This is a genomic window from Pedobacter gandavensis, assembly GCF_014172405.1.
Classification (GTDB): Bacteria; Bacteroidota; Bacteroidia; order Sphingobacteriales; family Sphingobacteriaceae; genus Pedobacter; species Pedobacter gandavensis.
Genome location: NZ_WNXC01000003.1, coordinates 17,270 through 33,802, shown reverse-complemented (window position 1 = coordinate 33,802; position 16,533 = coordinate 17,270). Strand labels below are relative to the sequence as shown.

Below are 16,533 nucleotides of genomic sequence, written 5' to 3'. Positions count from 1 at the left end.
ACATTTAAGAACACGCTACAATGAGAGATTTAAAGAAATATGGTTTAGTATCACTGCTCGTACTAGGGATGAGCAGTGCATACGCACAGCAGACAATCCAATTCAGTCAGTATGTTTTTAATGGTTTGGCTGTAAATCCTGCTTATGCCGGTTATAAAGAAGAATGGACAGCAAATTTTAGCTTCCGGTCCCAATGGGTAGGTATTGATGGCGCTCCGCGTACTGGTACCGCCTCTTTTGATGGATTAACAGATCAGGAAGGGAAGAAGATGGGGCTTGGATTTATTGCGAGTACAGATCGTTTGGGCCCCCAAAATACTTCGGCCTTTTATGTGAATTATGCTTATCGTTTACAATTGGATGCAGAAGATACCAAGCGCTTGAGTTTTGGTATCGGTGCAGGAGCGACGCAGTATAACCTGGATGGTTCGAAGTTTATTTCTACGGATCCAGGAGATGGCGTAATCCCATTAGGAAATGAGAGTAAACTGAGACCAGATGTGCGGGTTGGTGTTTATTTTTATACTCCGAAATTTTATATCGGTGCTTCCGTGCTGGATTTATTGTCCGGCTTAAGAGGAAATGACATCGCTACAGAAGGAGATTATAAAGTGCTTCGACAGGTTCGCCACCTTTATGTAACGGGTGGAGTTATGATTCCGTTGACGGAATCGTTGGATCTGAAGCCCAGCTTTATGCTGAAAGAGGATTTTAAAGGCCCTACAAATTTAGATCTAAACGCTTATTTGTTGATCAGTAAGGTGGTCTGGTTGGGCGCCTCCTATCGTACAGGAGTTGCGTTATGGGATAAGAAAAATTTGCAGAATGGATTGAGTCATAGTGATGCGATTGCCGGAATTGTAGAGCTTCAAATGAGTAATCGCTTCCGGTTGGGTTATTCCTATGACTACACAACAAGCAAGCTTTCCAGCTACCAAAGTGGCTCCCATGAATTTTCATTGAGCATGAGTTTCCCAGGTAAGAAGGCAAGGGTATTGAGTCCACGTTACTTTTAAGCATCATAAAAATATATGAACAGAACAGCATTTAAAAGTCCAGATCGTTCCATAACCAGGTTATTGATCATCGGAATACTGGCGCTATTTTTAGGGAATTATGGGATGGCTCAAGAGCAACTGAGTCGGAAACAACAAGCAGATGTGTTTTTCAATCGTTATGAGTACTACCCTGCATCCAGATTGTATCTGCCATTGGCAGAACGAAAAAATCCAGACCTCAAAGTATTAGAGCAATTGGCTGCGTGTTATCGAATGATGAACGAATACGATGAGGCAGAAAAATGGTATTCGAAAGTGGTTTTAAATCCCAAAGCCAGTCCTTTGAGCTATTATTATTACGCAGAAGCCTTGCAAAGAAATGAAAAGTTCGACCTTGCCAAGTCAGCTTATATGAAGTATGCTGAGTTTGATGGTCATCCAAAAGAGCTGGCTTTAAAGATAGCTTCTTGTGATAGTGCAGCTTTGTGGATCAAAACACCAAGACCTGTAAAGATTAAAAATATGGAATCTTTAAACACCAAATCTGCGGATTGGGGATTAACAGCCTATGGCAATGATGGCTTGGCCTTTACCTCCGAACGTCCATTGGCCAGAGAAACCAAAGGCAAGGATTTATCTAAATGGAATGGGAATCCCTGGTTGAAATTATTTAGTGCAACTGCAGATGGCCAGTTAAAAGGAGAACTTGCAATCGTTACTGAAGCCAATAGACCTGCCAAAGCGGAGTATCATGTTGGGCCAGTCGTGTTCAATAGTACCGGTGATATTGCTTATGTGACGATCGCCACCAGGGCGCCAGCAGCGGTGATTCCTCTGGATAAAACCAAAGGTGCAGATCGTTTATACACCCGTAGATTGGAGCTGTTAATCGCCAGGGAAAATGGGGATAAATGGGACTTGAAATCTTTCCCCTACAATGATGTGAAAGCCTATTCTCTAGGCCATGCCGCAGTGGCTCAAGATGGAAAGCTGATTTATTTTGCTTCCGATATGCCTGGAGGATTTGGCAAGTCAGACATCTGGTTTAGCCAACAGCAAGCAGATGGCAGTTGGGGGAAACCGGTAAATTGTGGTGCTGAAATCAATACTGGAGAAGAAGATACTTTTCCAACAATAGGCCCCAATGGGGAGCTGTTTTTCGCTTCTAAAGGTAAGATTGGTATGGGTGGCTATGATCTTTATGTAAGTAAGGGATCGGGAACGCAATGGAGTAAATCGGAAAATTTAAAATACCCACTGAATTCCACCAGTGATGATTTTTATTTGTTCACAAAGGACGGTAAATTCGGATATTTGTCTTCTAACAGACAAGGTGGTGCCGGAGATGATGATATTTATAGTTTCTCTGATGAGCAGCCTCCGATGATGATATTGGCTTTGTCAGGTAGTGTATTTGACAAGCAAAGTAAGGCTCGTTTAGGTGATGTGTCCGTAATTTTAACCGACGGTGATGGAAAACAGCTGAATACTAAGTTGACTGCCCAGGATGGTAATTTCTTCTTCGGCCTGGCTAAAGACCAGGACTATAAAGTAAGCTTTGGTAAATTGGGTTATGCTGAAGAATTGAAAACAATTAGTACTAAAGGATTGACTAAGTCTGACACCTTAACGATGCAGGCTTTCCTGAATAAGGAGAAGTTTGAGCCAGGCAAGACCTATGTATTGAAGAACATCTATTATGATTTCGATAAGTCCAACATTAGACCCGATGCCGCAAAAGAGTTGGATAAATTGTTGGCCATTCTAAAAGAAAATCCGGCAATTACGATTGAACTTGGATCACATACCGACAGTAGGGGCTCCGATCAATACAACCAATGGTTGTCCCAAAGAAGAGCAAATGCTGCGGCAAAATACCTGACTGATCGTGGTATTGACCATTCCCGTATCAGTGCTAAAGGATATGGCGAAACCATGTTGCTCAATCAATGCGGGAATGGGGTAAAATGTAGTCACGCAGAACATCAATTGAACAGAAGAACTGAGTTTAAAATTATCAAAAACTAGTTTTTTCGATTAAACAAAAACAGCCTGTTTTCTTTTTTAAAGAAGGCAGGCTGTTTTTGTTTAACCTGATTTTTTCTCGAAGATAGTGCCTGTTGCCCTCCAGGGCTTTTTAGACTCATCTTCTGGCAATAGGAGGAGAAATCGATTTGCATTTTAGCGAGTTATTTTTGGAATTATATAGCTTGTAAATACTGCTAAAACTATTTAATAACAATTAGATAATCTAAAAGGAATTATTTAATTTGCTGAGATTTTAAAAAATAGACGACGAATACAATGAATTCAAATTCAACAAAACTTCCTTATATAGGTGTGGATATAGGAGGCTCTCACATTACAGCTGCTCATGTTGACGCAACCACATTTAAGGTAATTGAAAATACGCTGAAAAGGGAAAGGGTAGCCGCTATGGATACAGCAGAAGTGATTCTAAAATCCTGGTTGAATGTGCTTTCTTCATTGATTATACGTGCTAACGGTGAAAACACTAAGATCGGTATTGCGATGCCAGGTCCCTTTGATTATGAAAAAGGGATTTCTATGATGCAGAATCAGGAAAAATATGATGCTTTATATGGAATAAATGTAAAGGAAATTTTGGCTCAACGTCTGGGAATCCCTGAAGCTGATATTGTGTTCATAAATGATGCTGAGGCATTCCTAAGAGGCGAACTGGCGTCTGGGGCTGCTGCGGATAAGGAAAGAGCAATTGGCATCACCCTGGGCACTGGTCTAGGTTCTACAAGTAACGGAACAGGTGTAACTGTTGATATGAATTGGGCATTTCGTCCTTTTAAAGATAGCATCGCAGAAGAGTACATTTCCACACGATGGTTTTTGAAAAGGTATAAAGAGATTACCGGAGCGGAAGTTAAAAATGTAGAAGTCTTGTTAGAGGTAGCCGATATCGCTGTTAAAAATGAAATATTCGAAGAATTTTCAGACAATCTAAGTATCTTTCTAAATGATTTTATCGCACAGGAAAAACCAGAAGTGGTAGTGATCGGTGGTAATATCGCAAAAACATGGGATCATTTTATTGGAGCCTTAACTGCTAAAATTATCGATAAATCAGTAGTGGTCAGACAAAGTGAAATGTGGGAAGATGCGGCACTGGTAGGTGCAGCGAATGCATTGGCTTAAATAAATATATGAAGAAATACTTTTTTATTGCAGGGTTATTGGGCCTGCTTAGTCCTGTTATTGCCCTTGCGGCGAAGGTAGATACACTGCAGACGTATAGCACTGCAATGAAAAAGAACATTAAAGCGGTAGTAGTCCTGCCAGATAATTATGACCAGCAAAAGAGTTTTCCTACCGTCTATATGCTACATGGACATGGAGATAGCTATAGTGGCTGGGTAAATTATGTGCCGGATATAAAGAAGTATGCTGACGAATTTCAAATGATTCTGGTATGTGCGGATGGGAATGAATCCAGCTGGTATTTTGACAGTCCGGAGGACCCAAAATGGAAATATGAGACTTATGTAAGTCTGGAGCTTCCAATACAAATAGATGCCAAATACAAGACGATTAAAGATCGTAAAGCTCGTGCAATTACCGGATTAAGTATGGGTGGTCATGGCGCATTGTACCTCGCCTTTAAGCATCAGGATATATTTGGTGCTGCGGGGAGCATGAGTGGGGGGGTAGACCTGAGCCCTTTTCCAGGTAAATGGGATTTGGACAAGAGATTAGGTAGTTACGCCAATCATCCAGAACGTTGGAAAGCAAATAGTGTGCTGAATATGACTTATCTACTTGTTCCTAATCGATTGGCATTAATTATTGATTGTGGTAAGGACGATTTCTTTTTGGCTGTGAATAAGAAATTGGATGAGGATTTGACCTACCATAATATTCCCCATGATTTTACCATCAGACCAGGAGCACATAATTTTGATTATTGGAAAATTGCGGTAGGTTATCAGCTTTTGTATTTCCGTAATTTCTTTAATAAAGGGAACATTTGATCCGATCAGCCAGATTGCACAGTTCAGGTCTATATAATATTTAAATAAACAAGCCCCTTACTTTCAACAGCAAGGGGCTTGTCATTTATCAGATAAGGGGCGTATTACTCAATACTACCTTCTTCTTCTTTTTTCTTTTTCTTACCTGGGCTTTTATTCTCTACAACAATCAGATCATCTTCTTTATTGTAGTCAATTTCCAGCGTATCGCCGTCATTAATTTCCCCTTTTAAGATTTCTTCTGCGATAGGATCTTCCAGGTATTTCTGAATAGCACGTTTCAACGGCCTTGCACCAAAGTTAATGTCGAATCCTTTATCTGCGATAAAGTCCTTTGCTCTATCTGTTAATTTCACTTCATAACCTAAGTTATGTACGCGACCAAACAACGATTTCAACTCAATGTCAATGATTTTGAAGATTTCATCTTTACCTAAAGTATTGAAAACAACCACATCATCTACACGGTTTAAGAATTCCGGAGCGAAAGCACGTTTTAAAGCATTTTCAATCACACCTCTTGAATGTGCATCTACCTGGTTTGTTTTTGCTGTAGTAGAGAAACCAACGCCTTGTCCGAAGTCTTTCAACTGGCGTGCGCCAATATTAGAAGTCATGATAATGATCGTATTTCTAAAATCTACCTTGCGACCCAGACTGTCTGTCAGCTGCCCTTCATCCAATACTTGTAATAAGATATTGAATACATCAGGATGCGCTTTTTCAATCTCATCCAATAGAATTACCGCATATGGTTTACGACGTACCTTTTCAGTCAGTTGTCCACCTTCTTCATAACCTACATATCCTGGAGGCGCACCCACTAAGCGGGATACCGCAAATTTCTCCATATATTCACTCATGTCGATTTGAATCAGGGAATCATCGCTGTCAAACATGAAACGTGCAAGTTCTTTCGCCAATTCTGTTTTACCAACACCGGTAGGGCCTAAGAAAATGAAGGAACCAATCGGTTTTTTCGGATCTTTCAATCCAGCTCTGGTACGTTGAATGGCTTTGGTTAGCTTTTTAATCGCTTCATCCTGACCGATAATTTTCGTTGCTACTGTCTCGTACATATTCAACAGTTTTACACTGTCTGTTTGTCCTACACGTTGCAATGGAATACCAGTCATCATAGAAACTACCTCAGCCACGTTATCTTCTGTTACGGTATAACGTTTGGTTTTAGTATCAGCTTCCCATTCTGCTTTAGCACGATCCAGCTCCTCTAAAAGATTCTTTTCAGTATCCCTCAGTTTTGCAGCCTCTTCGTATTTCTGGCTTTTTACTACTTTATTCTTTTCAAGCTTGATTTCTTCAATCTTGTTTTCAATTTCAATAATGTTCTCAGGAACGTGAATATTGGTTAAATGTACCCTGGAACCCGCCTCATCTAAAGCATCAATGGCTTTATCTGGCAAAAACCTATCAGTGATATACCTTGATGTCAAGGCCACACAAGCATTTATTGCTTCATCTGTATAAGTTACTCCATGGTGATCTTCATATTTTTCTTTAATACGATTCAAGATCTCAATGGTCTCATCAGGTGTAGCAGGTTCAATCATTACCTTTTGGAAACGACGGTCTAAAGCGCCATCTTTCTCAATATACTGACGGTATTCATCTAATGTAGTTGCACCAATACATTGAATCTCGCCCCTTGCCAAAGCAGGTTTGAACATATTCGACGCATCTAATGAGCCTGAAGCACCACCAGCACCTACAATCGTATGAATCTCATCAATAAACAAGATCACATCCGTAGATTTTTCCAGCTCATTCATCACCGCTTTCATACGTTCTTCAAACTGACCACGGTATTTAGTGCCTGCCACTAACGAGGCCAGGTCTAAAGTAACCACACGTTTGTTGAACAATACTCTGGATACCTTGCGTTGAACAATACGTAAAGCAAGTCCTTCTGCAATCGCAGATTTACCTACTCCAGGCTCACCGATTAAAATCGGATTGTTCTTTTTACGACGGGATAAGATTTGAGATACACGCTCAATTTCTTTTTCACGTCCTACAATAGGATCCAAACGGTTTTCCTCAGCCGCTTTCGTCAAATCTCTTCCGAAATTATCTAATACCGGAGTCTTAGATTTAATGTCCGAAACCTTTTTAGGGCTACTAAAGCTCTCTTCTTCACGATAATCATCATCACCACCAGTTGAGGCGCTATTTTGAGTCTCATCTCTGAAACCGTTTTTATTCACTTCAACTTCCTGTTTGAAAATCTCGTAATTAATGCTGTACTGCAATAAGATTTGAGAAGCAATATTATCATCATCACGTAAGATCGACAGTAACAGGTGTTCTGTTCCAATCAGGTCGCTCTTGAAGATTTTAGCCTCCAGATACGTAATTTTTAAAACTTTTTCGGCTTGCTTAGTCAATGGGATATTCCCCAGGTTGACCGTTACACTGGACGTACCTCTAACAGAGTCTTCTATTGAACGACGAAGTTTTGAAGTGTCTACACCCAGCGATTTTAATATCTTTATGGCCATACCATCGCCTTCGCGAATAAGGCCCAACAAAAGATGTTCTGCGCCTATGTAATCGTGACCTAATCTCAGGGCTTCTTCCCTGCTAAAAGATATCACGTCTTTTACTTGTGGAGAAAATTTAGCTTCCATATATACCTTTCTAAATCGGGAATGCTCTAAACTATAAAATTTGTTTTATAAATAGGCAGCCCCCGATTCTTTTATTTTATCAACAATTACGCCATAGGGAAGGAAACGGATGTTGGAACTGCCGATATTTCATGAATCTTACTAATTACTGACTTAATTGGCCACTTTCCCTAATCCATAAGCAAATATGTCAGCATAAATATACGATTTTCTAAGTAGAGTATCATGCTTTCTTTTTCAGGTTCAATAGGTTGTAACATAATTTCTCTCCATGATTTGGCGAATTGAGTCATGGTTTTTCTTTATTTTGGCGAGATGGCTTAAGGGGATGATTTGTATTGCTAAGGTATGTAGATATCTATAGGTATTGAAATCCTTCCCGGGGCGCCAGGAATTGGTTGTATATCTGCTAAACAAATTTTATAATGGACTTTTCCTGCTTATCTTTGCGGAGATACGGAGATAGATCTCCATTAAAATATTCAATCAATAAAGTAACCGCCTTTATATAGGCATGAATTATAATCAGTAACTATGTCAGACGAAAAAATAATATTTTCAATGGCGGGGGTAAATAAGATTTATCCACCCCAAAAGCAAGTTCTAAAGAACATTTACCTTTCCTTCTTTTACGGTGCCAAAATTGGCGTAATCGGTTTGAATGGATCTGGTAAGTCCTCCCTTTTGAAAATTATCGCCGGTTTGGACAAGTCCTTCCAGGGAGAAGTCGTTTTTTCTGCTGGATACACCGTTGGTTACCTGGCTCAGGAACCAATCCTGGACGAAAATAAAACCGTTAGAGAGGTCGTAGAAGAAGGAGTAGCGGAAATTACAGCAATTCTGAAAGAATACGAGTCGATCAACGAACAATTTGGATTACCTGAAGTTTATGAAGATGCTGATGCAATGGATAAACTGATGACCAAACAAGGCGAGTTGCAAGATAAAATTGATGCTTGTAATGCTTGGGAATTGGATAACAAACTGGAGCGTGCAATGGATGCCCTACGTTGTCCGGACCCAGATGCTAAAATCGGTGTATTGTCTGGTGGTGAGCGCCGTCGTGTAGCGATGTGCCGTTTATTACTTCAAGAGCCAGATGTATTACTATTGGATGAGCCTACGAATCACTTGGATGCCGAAAGTATCGATTGGTTAGAGCAATTCTTAAAAGACTATAAAGGAACTGTAATCGCAGTAACCCACGATAGGTATTTCCTTGACAATGTAGCTGGATGGATTCTGGAATTAGACAGAGGTGAGGGTATTCCATGGAAAGGAAATTATTCTTCTTGGTTAGAGCAGAAAGCTAAACGACTGGCTCAAGAAGAGAAAACAGAAAGCAAACGTCAGAAAACATTGGAGCGTGAGTTGGAATGGGTACGTATGGCACCAAAAGCCAGACACGCCAAATCTAAAGCGCGTTTATCAAACTATGATAAGCTGGCTTCTGAAGATTCTAGAGAAAGAGAAGATAAACTGGAGCTGTTTATCCCCGCTGGTCCAAGATTAGGTAATGTCGTGATAGAAGCGAATAACATTACTAAAGCTTATGGTGATAAGTTGTTGTTCGAAAATCTAAGTTTCTCTTTACCTCCTGCTGGTATTGTTGGGATCATCGGGCCCAATGGTGCAGGTAAAACTACTTTGTTCCGCTTAATCACGCAACAAGAAACTCCGGATACCGGAACTTTCCGCGTAGGGGAAACCGTAGCTTTAGGTTATGTGGATCAAATGCACAATGACCTTGATCCGGATAAAACCGTTTATGAGAACATTACTGATGGTTTAGATAACATTCAGTTGGGCAATAAAGCAGTAAGTGGAAGAGCTTATGTTTCTAAATTCAACTTTAATGGTGGTGATCAGCAGAAAAAAGTAGGTGTACTTTCCGGTGGAGAGCGCAACAGGGTTCACCTGGCCATTACGCTGAAAAAAGGCGCCAACGTATTGTTACTGGATGAGCCTACCAATGATATTGACGTAAATACGCTAAGAGCACTGGAAGAAGCTTTAGAGAATTTTGGTGGCTGTGCAGTAGTGATTAGTCACGATCGTTGGTTCTTAGACCGTATCTGTACCCATATTCTTGCTTTTGAAGGTGATTCTCAGGTTTACTTCTTCGAGGGTAACTATAGTGATTACGAAGAAAATCGTAAGAAAAGATTAGGCGATGTGACCCCACACCGTCTGAAATATAAAAAACTGGTATAAGTATCTGATTTTAATCTTAATAGAAAGTGGCTGTTCCGAAAGGAAACAGCCACTTTTAATATAAAATAGCTTTCTAGATAGGCTACAATTAAGACTAAAATTTACGCCTTATTTTTTCCAATAATTCTTTGGTTTTTCTAACGCCTTCATCTTCTGATAATACGGAACCTTCATACTCGATACCTACAATTCCGGACCATTTTGCCGCTTTGATAATTTCAAACATCTTGGTATAGTCAATGTCTTTCTCTTCTCCATCAGGAAGGAAGTCATGAGTTTTGGCACTAACCCCTTTGGCATAAGGCATCAATTCTTTTACCCCAAGGTATTTATCATATTCTTTATCTGGACTGATTCTGAAGTTTCCAAGGTCAGGTAAGGTACCACAATAAGGGCTATTCACCGCTTTAATAACTGAAGAAAGCCATTTTCCATCCGATGAATATCCACCATGGTTTTCTACAATCACATTGATCTTATGCTGCTTTCCATATTCACTTAATTTTCCTAAACCATCAATTGCTGCAGCTTTTACTTCCTCGGCTGTACCTTTTCCTGCAGCATTGACACGAATGGTTTTGCAACCCAGGTATTTGGCAGCTTCAATCCATTTATAGTGATTTTCTACGGCCTGTAACCTCGCTTTAGCATCAGAATCTCCCAAACTACCTTCACCATCAATCATGATCAGGTGATTTTGAATGCCTTCACTGTCCGTACGGTCTTTAAGTTCTTTTAAATAAGCCTTATCAGTCTCCTTCTTATTGAAGAAAGGACTCACGTATTCTACAATATGGATGTCGAATTCCTTTTTAGCTTTTAATGGGAAGTCCATATTTGTCAGCTTTCCAGCAAACAGCGCTTTGTGAAAAGACCATTCAGCCAGAGAAATCTGGAAAAACTCTTTCTTTTCGAAAGCAAAACTATCCAAAGGGATAACAGATGAAAGACCTGCAGCTGCAGACAATAAGCCCAGATCTTTAAGAAATTTTCTACGGTCGTTTGTTTTCATTTACGTTTGGTTTAGGAGTTGATCTTACAAGGTATTAATTTCTTATTGTAAAAAAAACACTTTCTAAAAAAGACGTGTAAACACTATGTATGGGGGGAATCGGTTGTAACTTAGTGTGATTTTGACACATTTTCTTAATTAAAGCACGTTAAGATTTTGCATTCTAGGTAAATGCTTCTATTTTAGGGATGAAATAGGTTAGGCTAAAATATCAATTGAATCAAAAACGTATCAATGAAACTCAACAAACTATGGGCAGTCCCCTTTTTACTAACTGCTCTTTCTGCCTCCGCTCAGGAGAAACATCAACCCTACAAACAACAGATTGATGGGACAAAATTAAACTTCGAAATGCAGGCCATCCCTGGAGGAGAATTCCAAATGGGTAGCAAAAAAGGAAAAGCCGATGAGCTGCCCTTGCATAAAGTAACAATCGATCCTTTCTGGATGAGTACCTATGAAGTTACCTGGGATATTTATGAACCCTTCTTATATAAAGATTACGAAACTACCCATAGCACTACAACTGTCCCAGCAAATGTAGATGCAGTGACGCGTCCAACTAAACCTTATCTGGACATGACTTTTGGGATGGGAAAAGAAAATCATCCTGCTTTAGCGATGACAAATTATAATGCCATCCAATATTGTAAATGGCTTTATGCAAGAACAGGCGTGTTTTATCGCCTGCCAACAGAGGCGGAATGGGAATATGCCAGTAGGGCAGGAAATACGACCGACTATGCTTTTGGCAATGAGCCCTCTAAATTGGGAGAATATGCCTGGTTTAAAGAAAACAGTGGGGGTAAAACACATGAGGTTGGAAAGAAAAAGCCCAATCAATGGGGATTATATGATATGTATGGGAACGTTGGAGAATGGACCTACGACCAATATCAGCCCGATTTTTATGCCAGTGTAAATGGCGAAAAAAGTAAAAACCCAGTGGCTGTACCCAGTCAATTGTATGCACATGTTATTCGAGGTGGATCATATGATGATGCTGCAAAAGAATTACGTTCTGCTGCCAGGCTAGCCTCAGATCCGGTATGGAAGCAACTGGATCCGCAAATTCCAAAAAGTAATTGGTGGTTTCCTGAAGCTCCTTTTATAGGAATGCGTTTGGTAAGACCAGTTACGCCTCCCTCAAAAGCAGAAATCGAAGCTTATTACAATAAACCAGTGATCGCTGATTACTAATAAAAAGAACTCACACATTAACAACCAAATAATTAACCAAACCAAACTATGAACAACGAAGAATTACGCGATAAGCGCCGTGACTTTTTAAAAACATCCGCCCTGGTTGCAGGAGGTGTTATGATGAACCAATTCGCTTTTGCAGGAGGACATTCCTCTACCGATGATACCATTAAAATCGCATTGATTGGCTGTGGAGATCGCGGAACAGGTGCTGCCTTTCAGGCACTAAGCACTAAACAGAATATTAAATTAGTGGCCATGGCTGATGCTTTTCAGGATCGCATGGACAACAGTTATAAAGTACTTTCCGATAAATTTAAAGATAAAGTAGACGTACCAGTTGAGCGCAGATTTGTTGGTTTCGATGGTTATCAGAAAGCCATCGCACTGGCGGACGTAGTCTTATTGGTAACGCCTCCAGGATTCAGACCAACGCATTTTGAGGAAGCGGTGAAACAAGGGAAACATGTATTTATGGAAAAACCAGTAGCAGTAGATGCTCCGGGAGTTCGTAAAGTCCTTGCTGCGGCTGAGTTGGCTAAAAAGAAAAAGTTAAATGTAGTAGTCGGACTGCAACGCAGGTACCAAGCGAACTATAGAGAAACGTTAAAACGTATCCAGGATGGTGCAATTGGTGAAGTGATGAGCGGCCAGGTATATTGGAACAGCGGTGGGGTCTGGGTTAAAAAACGCCAGCCACAGCAAACAGAGATGGAATATCAAATGAGAAACTGGTATTACTTCAACTGGTTATGTGGTGATCATATCGTAGAACAACACGTACACAATATAGATATTGCCAACTGGGTGAAAAATGCTTATCCGGTTTCTGTTCAGGGAACAGGAAGTCGGGCCTGGAGAACAGGGAAAGATTATGGAGAGATCTATGACAATCATGCGGTTGAATTAACTTATGCTGATGGTGCAGTAATTTATAGTCAATGTCGCCACTTTGAAGGAATTGCCAACCGTGTAGATGAGACATTCCAGGGAACAAAAGGTCGTACTTATTTATCCGCAGGAAATAATGGCGTACTTTGGGACCTGAAAGGCAAAGAGCTGTTTAGCCACCCAACAAAAGGAAATGCAAATCCTTACCAAACAGAACATGATGAGTTGTTTGCAGCGATCGCAAAAGGAGATTATAAATTTGCAGATGCAGAACGTGGTGCAAAAAGCTGTTTCACCGCCATCATTGGTAGATATGCTACCTATTCGGGGCAAACCATTAAATGGGATGAGGCTTTACAGGCCGACAATAGCCTGATGCCTGATCAATTAAGCTGGACCGCAAATCCAAAACTAATGCCGGATGCAAATGGTTTATATCCAATCCCAACTCCGGGAAAATCTAAAATAATTTAAGCCGGACCTGCTTGTGGCAGTAATCCATAAATCGGCTTTGCTGTTCTTACCGCTGCTGATCACGCTTTTCACGAAGCAAAAGGATCAGCAGCAGTATAGCATTCATGGCTATGCGCAAGGGACAGATTATTCCATTAAGTATTTTGCTACTGATAGCGTGGTGACCAAGGGATCAATTGATAGCATCTTGCTAAAGATTGATTCCTCTATGTCCCTCTATAAACCATATTCCCAGATTAGTCAGTTTAATTTGAGTAAGAAAGGTATGCGCATAGATGACCACTTCGCTGCAGTAATGAGGAAATCATTTGAAGTCTATCGGGCAACAAATGGAAAATTTGATGTGACAGTAGCACCATTGGTGCAGGCCTGGGGCTTTGGCCCGAAACCGGTAACCAGCTTTCCAGACTCCGCTAAAATCAAAGCGTTGTTAAAAAATGTTGGAATGAACCACCTGGAACTAAAGGGAAGTTACTTGAAAAAGAAAAATCCTGCCATTACCATAGACTTAAACGGCATAGCTCAAGGGTATAGTGTGGATGTGGTCGCAGATTTTCTTTTGAAAAAAGGAATCAAATCTTTTATTGTCGAAATTGGTGGGGAGTTAAGGGTGGAAGGACCTAAACCGGATGGCTCTGTGATGAGAATTGGCATTGAAGGGCCGGCAACATCCAGTACGGATGAACCTGAAATCCGACATATACTCAGTTTTAGCACTGGAGCAGTAACCACTTCCGGTAATTACCGGAAATACCTGCAACGGGGAAAGGGAAAAATTGCTCATTTAATCAACCCTAAAACAGGGTATCCACTGGATAATCAATTAATCAGTGCCACAATTTTCGCTAAAGACGCAATTACTGCTGATGGATATGACAATGCGGTTATGGCCATGAACATGGAGGAAGCCCTGGCTTTTGTAGCCAGCAAGAAAGGAATGGAAGCCTACCTTATCTACCATCGTCAGGATGGTAGTGTGGCCGATACCCTAACCAATGGTTTCAAAAAAATGATTTTAAAGTAACAACTATTCAAGACCTACTAAAATATTAATGATGAAGAGGATAGAATTTTTAAGAAATAGTTTTATAGCGACTGGTGCAGTATTGGCCGGATCAGCTGTAAATGCAGTTGCCGATACTCCCGAAGGTGCTATTGACAAAGCAACGGCAGGAAAAATATTTAATCTGGACTATGCACCGCACCAGGGAATGTTTGCCAATCATGCAGGGAAAGATTTTTTGGATCAGATCCGCTTCATGTATGATCAGGGATTTAGATCCATTGAGGATAATGGCTACCTGGGGCGTTCCCTAGAGGAACAAACCAAAATTGGCGAGCTTTTGGCTAAATTGGGGATGACCATGGGGGTGTTTGTAGTAGATGGTGGCGATAATTGGAAAACTTCCCTAACCACCGGGAAAAAGGAGTTTAAAGATAAATTTGTGGATACCTGTAAACGTTCTGTGGAAGCAGCTAAACGCTGTAATGCGAAATGGTTAACCGTAGTTCCTGGTTTTTATGAACGTAAACTTCCTTATGGAAATCAAATGGCCAATGTAGTCGATGCCATGAGGGCAGGAGCAGAAATCTTTGAACCGCATGGTTTGATTATGGTATTGGAAACGTTGAGTGATACACCAGAATTGTTCCTTCAGCAAACACATGAAACCTATAATGTATGTAAAGCGGTCAATAGCCCGTCCTGCAAAATCTTATATGATATTTACCATATGCAGAAAACCGAAGGTAATTTGATGGTTAATATGGATCGCTGCTGGGATGAGATCGCCTACATTCAGATTGGTGACAATCCAGGTAGGAAAGAACCAACTACCGGAGAGATCAATTACAAGAATTTATTTAAACACATCCATGGAAAAGGTTATAAAGGTGTCATGGGTATGGAACATGGTAATTCTAAATCGGGTAAAGAAGGAGAGCTTCGCGTGATTCAGGCTTACCGTGAAGTGGATAACTTTTTAGCTTAAACGCTAACGAAATAAGACCTTAAAATAGGCTAAACTGGGTTCCGGGGACTTTAAACAAACTGGAGTCCAGTTTAAAACGCTTTTCATTCAAATGATTTAAGCGGCAATGGAGCTTGAAGTTGTCATGAATTAATTTGGCAATATTTCCATCTCCCCGCATTCTTTCTCCAAATCTGCTGTCGTTCACATTTCCCCCATGACAAGATTGAATCTGGTGCCAAACCTTTTCGAAACGATCTGGATAATTTTTACGGAGCCAGTCTTCAAAGATACCAGCGATTGCACCATTGAGGCGTACCACAGTATAACCTGCAGATTGTGCACCAGCATTTGATACTGCTTTTAATATCGCCGGAATTTCATGGTCGCTTAATCCCGGAACGAGTGGGGCAACCATAACACCCATAGGGATACCCGCTTTGCTCAGTTCTTCCACTACCTTCAGCCTTTGTTTAGCGGTGGTTGTTCTCGGTTCCATTTTTTGTCTCAATTGCTCATTCAAACTGTTGATAGATACATAAACCATGCATAGATTCAATTTGGCCAGTTCAGTTAAAATATCCATATCACGGAGAATGAGGGAGTTTTTAGTGATGATACCGATGGGTTGCCGATACTCCAGTGCAATTTCGAGGAGTTGTCGCGTGATTTTAAATTGGCGTTCTGCAGGTTGATAACAATCGGTGTTACCGGAAAGAGAAATGACGGAGGCATCCCATCCTTTGCGTTCCAGAAATTTTTTAAACAACATTGGTGCATCTGTTTTAACCACAATTTTGCGTTCGAAATCAAGTCCGGCACTGAACCCCCAATATTCATGCGCATTGCGCGCATAACAATAGGTACAGCCGTGTTCACAGCCTTGGTAAGGATTCAAAGAATAAGCCATACCAACATCCGGACTGTCTACTTTATTGACAATCGACTTGCTCTGGCCAAAAATAAAAGTGGTCTTTTGATCTGTTTCTTCCCAGTCATCTATTCCTTCCTGGTGTGCTCTGACATAATCGTTCTTTGCAAACCTATTGTGTGGATTGAATTGTGCACCTCTTCCTTTAAAGTAATGATCACCAGTATCGCTGTCTAATTCCATTTTCA

At 40.6% G+C, this 16,533-nt stretch carries 12 protein-coding genes; 9 read left to right on the top strand and 3 right to left on the bottom strand.

The features are described from left to right. The first annotated feature begins 20 nt into the window (after positions 1-20). The 4 genes from GM920_RS10385 to GM920_RS10370 all read left to right on the top strand — a co-directional run bounded on the left by GM920_RS10385 (position 21) and on the right by GM920_RS10370 (position 5,002). Positions 21-1,016, top strand: coding sequence for a PorP/SprF family type IX secretion system membrane protein (locus tag GM920_RS10385; RefSeq protein WP_182956725.1), 996 nt, complete (start codon positions 21-23; stop codon positions 1,014-1,016). A gap of 15 nt (positions 1,017-1,031) precedes the next feature. Continuing rightward, on the top strand, positions 1,032-3,026 hold the full coding sequence (locus tag GM920_RS10380; protein ID WP_182956722.1) for an OmpA family protein: 1,995 nt from the start codon (positions 1,032-1,034) through the stop codon (positions 3,024-3,026). 276 nt (positions 3,027-3,302) lie between these two features. After that, the gene (locus GM920_RS10375) at positions 3,303-4,169 is read left to right on the top strand and encodes an ROK family protein (protein ID WP_182956719.1); all 867 of its coding nucleotides are present in this window, start codon (positions 3,303-3,305) and stop codon (positions 4,167-4,169) included. An 8-nt stretch (positions 4,170-4,177) separates the two neighbouring features. After that, positions 4,178-5,002, top strand: coding sequence for an alpha/beta hydrolase (locus tag GM920_RS10370; protein ID WP_182956716.1), 825 nt, complete (start codon positions 4,178-4,180; stop codon positions 5,000-5,002). A 104-nt stretch (positions 5,003-5,106) separates the two neighbouring features. Here GM920_RS10370 and GM920_RS10365 read toward each other — a convergent pair whose 3' ends face one another. Then, a complete protein-coding gene (locus GM920_RS10365) occupies positions 5,107-7,650 on the bottom strand; it encodes an ATP-dependent Clp protease ATP-binding subunit (protein ID WP_182956714.1) in 2,544 nt (847 codons plus the stop codon). A gap of 534 nt (positions 7,651-8,184) precedes the next feature. On the opposite strand from GM920_RS10365, the gene ettA reads away from it, so the two are divergent. Next, on the top strand, positions 8,185-9,864 hold the full coding sequence (gene ettA / locus GM920_RS10360) for an energy-dependent translational throttle protein EttA (RefSeq protein WP_182956710.1): 1,680 nt from the start codon (positions 8,185-8,187) through the stop codon (positions 9,862-9,864). A gap of 94 nt (positions 9,865-9,958) precedes the next feature. On the opposite strand, the gene GM920_RS10355 is transcribed toward ettA, so the two are convergent. Continuing rightward, complete coding sequence (locus tag GM920_RS10355) at positions 9,959-10,876, bottom strand: sugar phosphate isomerase/epimerase family protein (protein WP_182956707.1); 918 nt, start codon at positions 10,874-10,876, stop codon at positions 9,959-9,961. 234 nt (positions 10,877-11,110) lie between these two features. Here GM920_RS10355 and GM920_RS10350 point away from each other — a divergent pair, with 234 nt between their 5' ends. Genes GM920_RS10350 through GM920_RS10335 form a run of 4 tightly spaced genes read left to right on the top strand, consistent with a single transcriptional unit; the run spans position 11,111 to position 15,435 of the window. Continuing rightward, positions 11,111-12,076 carry a formylglycine-generating enzyme family protein gene (locus GM920_RS10350; RefSeq protein WP_182956704.1) on the top strand — a complete coding sequence of 322 codons (966 nt, stop codon included), beginning with the start codon at positions 11,111-11,113 and terminating at the stop codon, positions 12,074-12,076. 48 nt (positions 12,077-12,124) lie between these two features. Continuing rightward, positions 12,125-13,444 (top strand): Gfo/Idh/MocA family protein, encoded by a 1,320-nt coding sequence (locus GM920_RS10345; protein ID WP_182956701.1) that lies wholly within the window; start codon positions 12,125-12,127, stop codon positions 13,442-13,444. 13 nt (positions 13,445-13,457) lie between these two features. Continuing rightward, positions 13,458-14,468 carry an FAD:protein FMN transferase gene (locus GM920_RS10340; protein WP_182956698.1) on the top strand — a complete coding sequence of 337 codons (1,011 nt, stop codon included), beginning with the start codon at positions 13,458-13,460 and terminating at the stop codon, positions 14,466-14,468. A 31-nt stretch (positions 14,469-14,499) separates the two neighbouring features. Beyond that, positions 14,500-15,435, top strand: coding sequence for a hydroxypyruvate isomerase family protein (locus GM920_RS10335; RefSeq protein WP_182957552.1), 936 nt, complete (start codon positions 14,500-14,502; stop codon positions 15,433-15,435). Between the two features lie 19 nt (positions 15,436-15,454). On the opposite strand, the gene GM920_RS10330 is transcribed toward GM920_RS10335, so the two are convergent. Then, positions 15,455-16,528 (bottom strand): PA0069 family radical SAM protein, encoded by a 1,074-nt coding sequence (locus GM920_RS10330; protein ID WP_182956696.1) that lies wholly within the window; start codon positions 16,526-16,528, stop codon positions 15,455-15,457. Between the last annotated feature and the right edge of the window lie 5 nt (positions 16,529-16,533).